The sequence below is a fragment of the Acidimicrobiia bacterium genome, assembly GCA_018057765.1.
Lineage (GTDB): Bacteria > Actinomycetota > Acidimicrobiia > IMCC26256 > JAGPDB01 > JAGPDB01.
The window spans coordinates 1-7,155 of the sequence record JAGPDB010000039.1; the positions used below are offsets into that span (position 1 = coordinate 1).

General features: G+C 34.4%; 13 protein-coding genes. All 13 read left to right on the top strand.

The window, feature by feature from the left end; all coding sequences use genetic code 11:
• A partial coding sequence (locus KBF89_08485) for a TROVE domain-containing protein (GenBank protein ID MBP9116358.1) occupies positions 1–1,407 on the top strand: 1,407 nt, incomplete at its 5' end.
• A gap of 557 nt (positions 1,408–1,964) precedes the next feature.
• A complete protein-coding gene (gene thyA / locus KBF89_08490; protein ID MBP9116359.1) occupies positions 1,965–2,624 on the top strand; it encodes a thymidylate synthase in 660 nt (219 codons plus the stop codon).
• A gap of 129 nt (positions 2,625–2,753) precedes the next feature.
• Positions 2,754–3,059, top strand: a complete 306-nt coding sequence (locus tag KBF89_08495) for a GIY-YIG nuclease family protein (GenBank protein MBP9116360.1) — start codon at positions 2,754–2,756, stop codon at positions 3,057–3,059.
• Positions 3,001–3,438 (top strand): hypothetical protein, encoded by a 438-nt coding sequence (locus KBF89_08500; protein MBP9116361.1) that lies wholly within the window; start codon positions 3,001–3,003, stop codon positions 3,436–3,438. The genes KBF89_08495 and KBF89_08500 overlap by 59 nt, the downstream gene beginning before the upstream one ends.
• A gap of 211 nt (positions 3,439–3,649) precedes the next feature.
• Complete coding sequence (locus KBF89_08505) at positions 3,650–3,889, top strand: hypothetical protein (protein ID MBP9116362.1); 240 nt, start codon at positions 3,650–3,652, stop codon at positions 3,887–3,889.
• A 265-nt stretch (positions 3,890–4,154) separates the two neighbouring features.
• The gene (locus KBF89_08510; GenBank protein MBP9116363.1) at positions 4,155–4,307 is read left to right on the top strand and encodes a hypothetical protein; all 153 of its coding nucleotides are present in this window, start codon (positions 4,155–4,157) and stop codon (positions 4,305–4,307) included.
• 10 nt (positions 4,308–4,317) lie between these two features.
• On the top strand, positions 4,318–4,689 hold the full coding sequence (locus KBF89_08515) for a hypothetical protein (protein ID MBP9116364.1): 372 nt from the start codon (positions 4,318–4,320) through the stop codon (positions 4,687–4,689).
• A complete protein-coding gene (locus KBF89_08520) occupies positions 4,686–5,228 on the top strand; it encodes a dihydrofolate reductase (protein ID MBP9116365.1) in 543 nt (180 codons plus the stop codon). The genes KBF89_08515 and KBF89_08520 overlap by 4 nt, the downstream gene beginning before the upstream one ends.
• Before the next feature lie 32 nt (positions 5,229–5,260).
• Positions 5,261–5,632, top strand: a complete 372-nt coding sequence (locus tag KBF89_08525) for a hypothetical protein (protein ID MBP9116366.1) — start codon at positions 5,261–5,263, stop codon at positions 5,630–5,632.
• Between the two features lie 26 nt (positions 5,633–5,658).
• Positions 5,659–6,033: a septation protein SpoVG family protein gene (locus KBF89_08530; protein MBP9116367.1), complete on the top strand. Its 375-nt coding sequence runs from the start codon at positions 5,659–5,661 to the stop codon at positions 6,031–6,033.
• Positions 6,034–6,042: 9 nt separating this feature from the next.
• Positions 6,043–6,516, top strand: coding sequence for a hypothetical protein (locus KBF89_08535; protein ID MBP9116368.1), 474 nt, complete (start codon positions 6,043–6,045; stop codon positions 6,514–6,516).
• Positions 6,517–6,534: 18 nt separating this feature from the next.
• Positions 6,535–6,777, top strand: coding sequence for a hypothetical protein (locus KBF89_08540; GenBank protein MBP9116369.1), 243 nt, complete (start codon positions 6,535–6,537; stop codon positions 6,775–6,777).
• A 72-nt stretch (positions 6,778–6,849) separates the two neighbouring features.
• Positions 6,850–7,056: a hypothetical protein gene (locus tag KBF89_08545; protein MBP9116370.1), complete on the top strand. Its 207-nt coding sequence runs from the start codon at positions 6,850–6,852 to the stop codon at positions 7,054–7,056.
• Positions 7,057–7,155: the final 99 nt, after the last annotated feature.

Sequence of the window (7,155 nt, forward strand, 5' to 3'; positions counted from 1 at the left end):
CAGTTAGCAAAAAATGACAAGCAAATGTTTTTTGAAACTATTGTCGCTGCCTTTTATGGCAAAGATGATATGAATACGTTTCATGCAAATAACATGAATAATGTACAATCAACCTTAAAAGCTTTGGTTGATGCAAATGCATTTGATTTTATTGCCAATACTATTGTGTTTGCAACTAAAATTGGTATGCGTACATTCCCCTTAGTTGCTACCGTTTTGTTCGCTAAAGAATTGTTTATTCAAAAAAAACAATTTGTGAACCTTAAGTTGCTCGTCACTAAAGTTATTACTCGTGCCGACAGCTTAACAGAGTTGTATGCTTATGCATTGCAAATCTTTGGTAACAAAAATAGCATTCCTTTGGCTATTAAAAAGGGTGTTGCTGCGGCTACCAATAACTTTGATGAATATCAATTCGGTAAATATAATCGCAATAATGGATTGTCGTTTAAAGATTTACTGCGTATTGTTCATCCTGTCCCAAAAGATAGTAATCAATCTGAAATCTTTAGCAAGATTATGACTGACACATTGGCAACTCCTTATACTTGGGAAACCGAGTTGAGTGCTAATGGACAACTGAAAAACGACAAGAAAAGCAGTAGTCAGTTATGGTCAGATTTGATTTTATCTGGACGTGTAGGTTATATGGCGTTGTTGCGTAATTTACGCAATATTCAAGATGCTGGTATTACAGCTGGTGCTCTTGACAGCTTAACGCATCAATTAACAGATGATGCTAAAGTGGCGAAGTCCAAACAATTTCCATTTGCGTTTATTAATGCATATGAAAATTTAACAAGTCCAGTATATCGTAACATTGTAACAACTGCTTTGAATAAGAGTGTGAATAACATTCCTACTTTGGGAAAAAATGTTTTGATTGTATTGGACCACAGTGGCTCAATGGGTGATTTTACTGTTAAAGCCCCATTACATACCTCGTGTGTGTTTGCTGCTATGTTGCAATTAGCTTATAAGGATAAAGCTAATGTTAAAACTATTGTATTTAGCACCGCTGCTAAAGAAGTAGTGTTAACTGGTCATGATGTTATTAAGTCTGCTAGCCAGTTAGCTGGTAGTATGAATAGTGGTAGTACCGCTTTTAATACTGCAGTAGATTTAGCTAATACAATCATGCCAAACCCAGATGTAGTTTACGTTTTATCTGATGGTGACATCAATCCAATGAAAGCTACATGGGCTGGTTATAAACTCTCGCGTGATTTATGGAAAAATGCGTTTAGAGTTTGTTTCAATTTTAAATCAGCAGAATCTACACCTTTTGGTGTTACAGATGGCTGGACATATTTAGGTGGTTTTTCTGACAAGGTGTTTAGATATCTTGATATGAATAAAGATGCTCTTTCGTTAATCGAATTGATGCATGTTCCATTTGGTATGTAATTGATAATCACAAGTGTGATTTTGTTCAATAGTTTTGTCTTCGAAGAGTAAAAAATTCGAAATTTGGCAATCATCCGCAACCTTTGGTTGGGATGTTCTACTACTAATAATAGGATTATTAGATAGTAGAATTCAAATTTCACTCTTCGAAGACATGCATGCAACACCAGCTCATCAGGGATGTCCCAGTGACTTCAGTATATAAGTATACTGCAGATCTGGGGAACCCCGGGGATAGTTGGAGGAGAAGACCTTTTTGATTATCAATATCTTCAATGCAAAGGAATAGCATTGATTAAAACTATGTATATGGTTGCAAACACATACAATAGTTGTATTGTTTAATTTACGTTAATTATCAATTACGGTCGCCTTTGGGGGCGCAAGCCCCCATTTTATTACTACAAAAGTAGTTTTATATAATTATTTTGTCGTAACTGCCTACTGGTTACAATCACTCTGTTTCGAAACAAGTTTCTCAACAACGTGATTTCCACCATACGGCAGATTCGCAAAACGGATATATCTATCCGACCTTTAACATTTGGTATAAATAATTGAAACAATTTCTTTCTCTAATGAGACATGTCCTTAATGAAGGTCAGCTACGTGAAGATAGAACTGGTACTGGAACCATTAGTGTTTTTGGTACACAAAGCAGATACGATCTTTCGTTGGGCTTTCCGTTGGTAACAACAAAAAAAGTACATTTAAAATCCATTATTCATGAACTCTTGTGGTTCTTAAATGGTGATACTAATGCTAAATATCTACAAGATAATGGTGTTGGTATTTGGAATCAGTGGGCATTGGAAGATGGGGAATTGGGTCCAATCTATGGCAGAATGTGGACTAAGTGGCCCGTTTATGAAAAGCCAGATGATGACGATTTAATGTTTGCATGTACTGATTTGGTTAATATGGGTGCTACTAATAAGTTAGATGCTTATTACTACACCATAGATCAGATTCAAGTATTGATAGATGGTATTAAAAATAAGCCATTTAGTCGCAGACATATTTTGAATGCGTGGAATCCTCAATTCTTACCAGATGAAACAATTAGTCCGCATGAAAATGTAAAAAATGGTAAACAGTGTTTGCCTCCATGTCATACCTTATCTCAATTTTATGTACATAATGGCAAATTAAGTTGTCAGATGTATCAAAGAAGTGGCGATTTGTTTTTGGGTAAATTATACTGCCCCTTTGTGTAGTAATGCACATAGCAAACTTTTCTAAACGGGGAAACTCCTAATGGACAATCCCGTGCTAAATTTTTTTAAAGTATTGTAATTAATGATTTAATATAGCATACTATCCTAAATGCAATTTAGGAGAATATTATGCATGGTGTTATATATAAAATTACAAATATAATTAATAGCAAATATTATATTGGCTCTACTGTAGATTTTAAAAAGCGTAAATATGCGCATACTTGGAAATTAAATAAAGGTATTCATCATTCTGTTTATTTACAAAATGCTTGGAATCTTTATGGTGCTTCTAATTTTCGTTTTGAAATACTATATGAGTCATTTGATATTAAGACCGATGAGCAAAAAGAGTTAGATGCTCTAGATTGGACTAATGTCTATAACATATCTAGAACAGCTACACGGCGGAGACATTGTGCAATTACATCCTAATAGAGATGCTATTATTGCTAAAATGTCTTCTACTATAAAAGCTTTAAATAAAAAGCCGCCAAATAGAATTCGTATTCTTGTAAATGATATTATTTACGAGTCTTATCATGATGCCTCTATTGCTCTCGGTATTCCTGTTGTCACAATTCGCTATAGATGTCTTAGTCACAATATCAAATATTTAAATTGGTATATTGACGGGCAACCTAAGCAGCAAAGTGCTCTTTATAAGCAAGGTGACAATCAGGGCAGCGCTATTAATTGTGAAGGTATAAGATTTATTTCTTATGCCGATGCATCTCGATATTTCGGACTAAGCATTACAGCCGTAATGAATAGAGTTAAAAGTCCAAACTATCCAGATTATTTTAAAGAATAAATGCCTAACGACTATCGAAACCACGCTTATGCGGAAGGGAGTAGAGTAGGGCCAAGTGGCTCGAAATGAAAAGAGTCCACATATTGTGGATTGTGATATAGTCTCGTCTGCATAGTGATATGCAGCAGTTATTAAATTAACGGTATGTAATTAACGACTACATGTGAAGATAGCGGTTCCTTTTAACATAGCTAGTTATTCTTTGTTGACGATGATATTGGCAAAAATTTGCGGGCTTGAATATGGCGAATTTGTTCATACTATAGGTGATGCACATATCTACACCAACCATATGGACCAAGTTTTAACGCAGCTAGAAAGAGAGCCTTTAGCTCTGCCTACGCTAACAATCAATTACAACGGTCAGAATTATAATGAATTCAAATTTGAAGACTTTGAGTTACACGGCTATCAATCGCATGAGGCTATTAAAGCTCCAATTGCTATCTGATTTTGCTTATAGTAATTTGATGTATGAGTACTTTATTTTGTTTATTCTCGTACTGATTGTAATGTAAGAAATATTGCAAATGCAATTTTATATAAACTCTCTAGTACACAACTAGGAGACTTTATACTTAGTTAGTAATATTTTAGACACTATCGTGTTTAGTATACTAATGAGGTATGTCTTTGTAAAAAGACGTTGGCATTAATTTTGATGTCTATATTCTCATACACGTAATTGTTTGCTTATGGCGAACTAGGAAATTTTAATGAAAAAAGTAGCTGTATTTGCCTTTGGCATTGCTGATAGTTTTTGTAGCAAAACATCAAATCGTTTTTTACCAAATGGCGATGTAATGGCATCTAAATTGACTGCATTTTTGAGTCAAAACCCACAGCAACGTTTGCGGAGCATTCGTTAATATTAATCGTTTGGCTGAAACTTTTGACAAAGTAAATATGTCATCTGCTGTTCAAGCAACTAAAGTGATTAATATCAAATTGTGCGAAGATGAGTTATTTCATATTAATAATGAAATCTCATTAACAACCCATGATAATGATACGCTGTTATTTAATGGCGACCAATTGGACTTTATATTACGTCCAGAAGAATATGATATTCATATCTTAGGTGTAGATATTAACGGAGTATTTATTAATACTATTAACTTTTTGATTGAAAAAGGTTATAATGTAACTGTATATAGTGATTCGATTAGACCATATTCGAAGAAAACTATTTTGCATATTAAAAATACTGGTGTTAAATTTACAAGTATTAAAAGCATTTCATTGGTATGAACTTATTTGTAGCCTGTGATTTAAATAATGGTATAGGTTACAAAAATCAATTGTTGTATCGTTCGTCTGTTGACCTTAAAAGGTTTGCAGAGAAAACAAAAAACTCAACAATTGTAATGGGTTATAATACATTCTGTTCTCTGCCTCATGTTTTACCTAACAGGAGGCATATAGTTTTTACAAAAAAACTAATTGTGCCAGAACTTGAGCTTAAAGTTAATCATACTATAGCTAAGTTTGGTGTATGCCCAGAAGTTCATCTTGTAAATTCATTAGAATCTTTTTTTAAATTAATATCTGATTTAAATATTAGTTCTAATGAAATTAATGTTATTGGTGGTGAACAAATTTATAATCTTTTATTTGATTATATTTCTGTTTTTTATATAACTGTTTTTAATAAATCGTTTGAAAATGTTGATGCTTTTTTTGACAAAGCTCGCCTATCAAATGATATTTTTGATTCTAGAAATTCAATTCATCTGCATCCGTTTGGTGAAGAGCTTGAATTATCTTTTATCACTTATGTTAGAAAATAGTTATTTTTTTGGTTAATTTGAAGGTTAATTTTATGTCAACAAAGACAGGCACGTTAGTAAAAATTTGGCACAATGGTCGTGGTCACGACTACGCAATTGGTTGTATTAATCATACACAGCGTACAATTGGGCTAATTAAAAACAACTGCATCAACAATGATGGTTCTATTCATGGCGCTACCAAAGCTGTTCATAAATGGATTCCATTTGCTGAACTAGGTGACAATCGTATTGTCCCTGGTATCACGCGTATTCTTGGCGACCGCGAATTGGATACAAGAGCTATTTTCGAAACGCTTTTGATTCCACATATCGCTGAAACTGGGGATAATGTTTCGGTCGTGCTTCCTGAGCATAACCTCATGGCAAATGTACAGGATAACCGTGCTTCCGTAACATACTAATAAATGTTATATGAAGGTTATATATTTTGGAAATTAATATTTCGTACTTCCCTCCTAAAGATACAGATAAGAATCTTGGTGGTGGATACGTCACATCTGGTGTTTTAAAGACTCGTTTTACGGTTCTTAAAAGCGCAAAAACTGAAAGTGGAATTTTTGTTGCGTTACCATCTCGTAAAAAAGATGATGGCACATATGAAAATTTTGTTGAAGTTCCTAGCTCAGAAGCTAGACATAACTTAGACCAAGCTGTTTTGCAAAAAATGGCTAATGCTGGTGTGTCTGTTACTGGTGCTACAACTGCATCTGCTCCACGTAATGATACAGCTCCACAAGAGACTGTAGCGCCTAAAAGAGTAGTGAAAGCTGCTGGTGCTAATATTCCTAAAGTTCCCTTTTAAGGAGGACTTATGGATAACGTAGCAGTTGGTGTTTCAATGATTAACACCATTCCAGCGCAGTATACTATTTTTAAAGGTAAAACTGCTGCAAGATTTCAGTTGCAAAAACCAGAAAAACAAGAAGATAGATTTAAGACTGGTTCAGTCTCTATGCAAATTGCTCCTTTTAAGGAAGCAAGAGGCAAGACAAAAATCTATAATTGGGAAGAACAGAAAATTTCTTGCAAATTAGGTGTCAATGATTTGATTAATATTCTTTATGCTTTTGAGACTGGTTCTGATACTAGTTTATTTCATGAGTATAATGGTATTAGTAAAACCATTGCACTAAACTTGAATACTGAAAAGGGTGGTTACTTTTTAAGTGTTCAACAAAATGGAGAGCAGTCTCAAAAATTATCAATTCCAATGACTTCGCAAGAAGTGTATGGCTTATTGATTATGCTTAAAGCTGCATTACCATTAATCCACAATTGGTTTTAAACTTGAAGGTTGAAAAATATGTCGAATGCTAAAACAGCTTTAAATGAGTTGAGTGCACTAGCTGCTCTTGCTACATTGACTGCTCCTACTCCTGTGGCTCCACAAGCTGCAGTATTAGACGAACTTGCAGCTTTAGCTGCTTTACCAACTAGCGCTGTAGGCTCTGATGAGTTTGCTTATCAAGCATTTATGCTTAATGCTACCGCTGGTACAACTGTCACCATTACAACTGGTGGCAAATCAGTTACTTTATCATTTTGATATTGTAACATTAAAGACATATGGCAATTCCGCCGTATGTCTTCTTTTATTTCTTGAGAAGGTTTTTATTCTATGTCCACTATTCGTGTAATCTACGCCGCTGGCGGTTTTGACAACAATGTTCCTGCTACTTTGGATCCACAACAAATTTTCACCACACTTCAAAACACTTATACAGAGTTGAAGAAAGATGGTACTTTTGCTTTGGAAGAAACAGCTGAAGGCAAAGTTTTGCGCATCACTTTGAAAGAAGGTACTAAAGCTGTAGCTTTGGCCTAATTTTAAGGCTTGAGGGCAGCAATGCCCTCTTGTATGCTCATGAATCCACTTTTATATGTTGAATCTGTTGTAGAGGCGTTAAAACCTTTTGATACTTTT

Bases quoted from the DNA above. Each gene is read 5' to 3' on its own strand.
- KBF89_08535 (MBP9116368.1), top strand. From the start codon at position 6,043: ATGGATAACGTAGCAGTTGGTGTTTCAATGATTAACACCATTCCAGCG.
- KBF89_08525 (MBP9116366.1), top strand. From the start codon at position 5,261: ATGTCAACAAAGACAGGCACGTTAGTAAAAATTTGGCACAATGGTCGT.
- KBF89_08520 (MBP9116365.1), top strand. From the start codon at position 4,686: ATGAACTTATTTGTAGCCTGTGATTTAAATAATGGTATAGGTTACAAA.
- KBF89_08505 (MBP9116362.1), top strand. From the start codon at position 3,650: ATGATATTGGCAAAAATTTGCGGGCTTGAATATGGCGAATTTGTTCAT.
- KBF89_08495 (MBP9116360.1), top strand. From the start codon at position 2,754: ATGCATGGTGTTATATATAAAATTACAAATATAATTAATAGCAAATAT.
- KBF89_08540 (MBP9116369.1), top strand. From the start codon at position 6,535: ATGTCGAATGCTAAAACAGCTTTAAATGAGTTGAGTGCACTAGCTGCT.
- KBF89_08510 (MBP9116363.1), top strand. From the start codon at position 4,155: ATGAAAAAAGTAGCTGTATTTGCCTTTGGCATTGCTGATAGTTTTTGT.
- KBF89_08500 (MBP9116361.1), top strand. From the start codon at position 3,001: ATGTCTATAACATATCTAGAACAGCTACACGGCGGAGACATTGTGCAA.
- KBF89_08545 (MBP9116370.1), top strand. From the start codon at position 6,850: ATGTCCACTATTCGTGTAATCTACGCCGCTGGCGGTTTTGACAACAAT.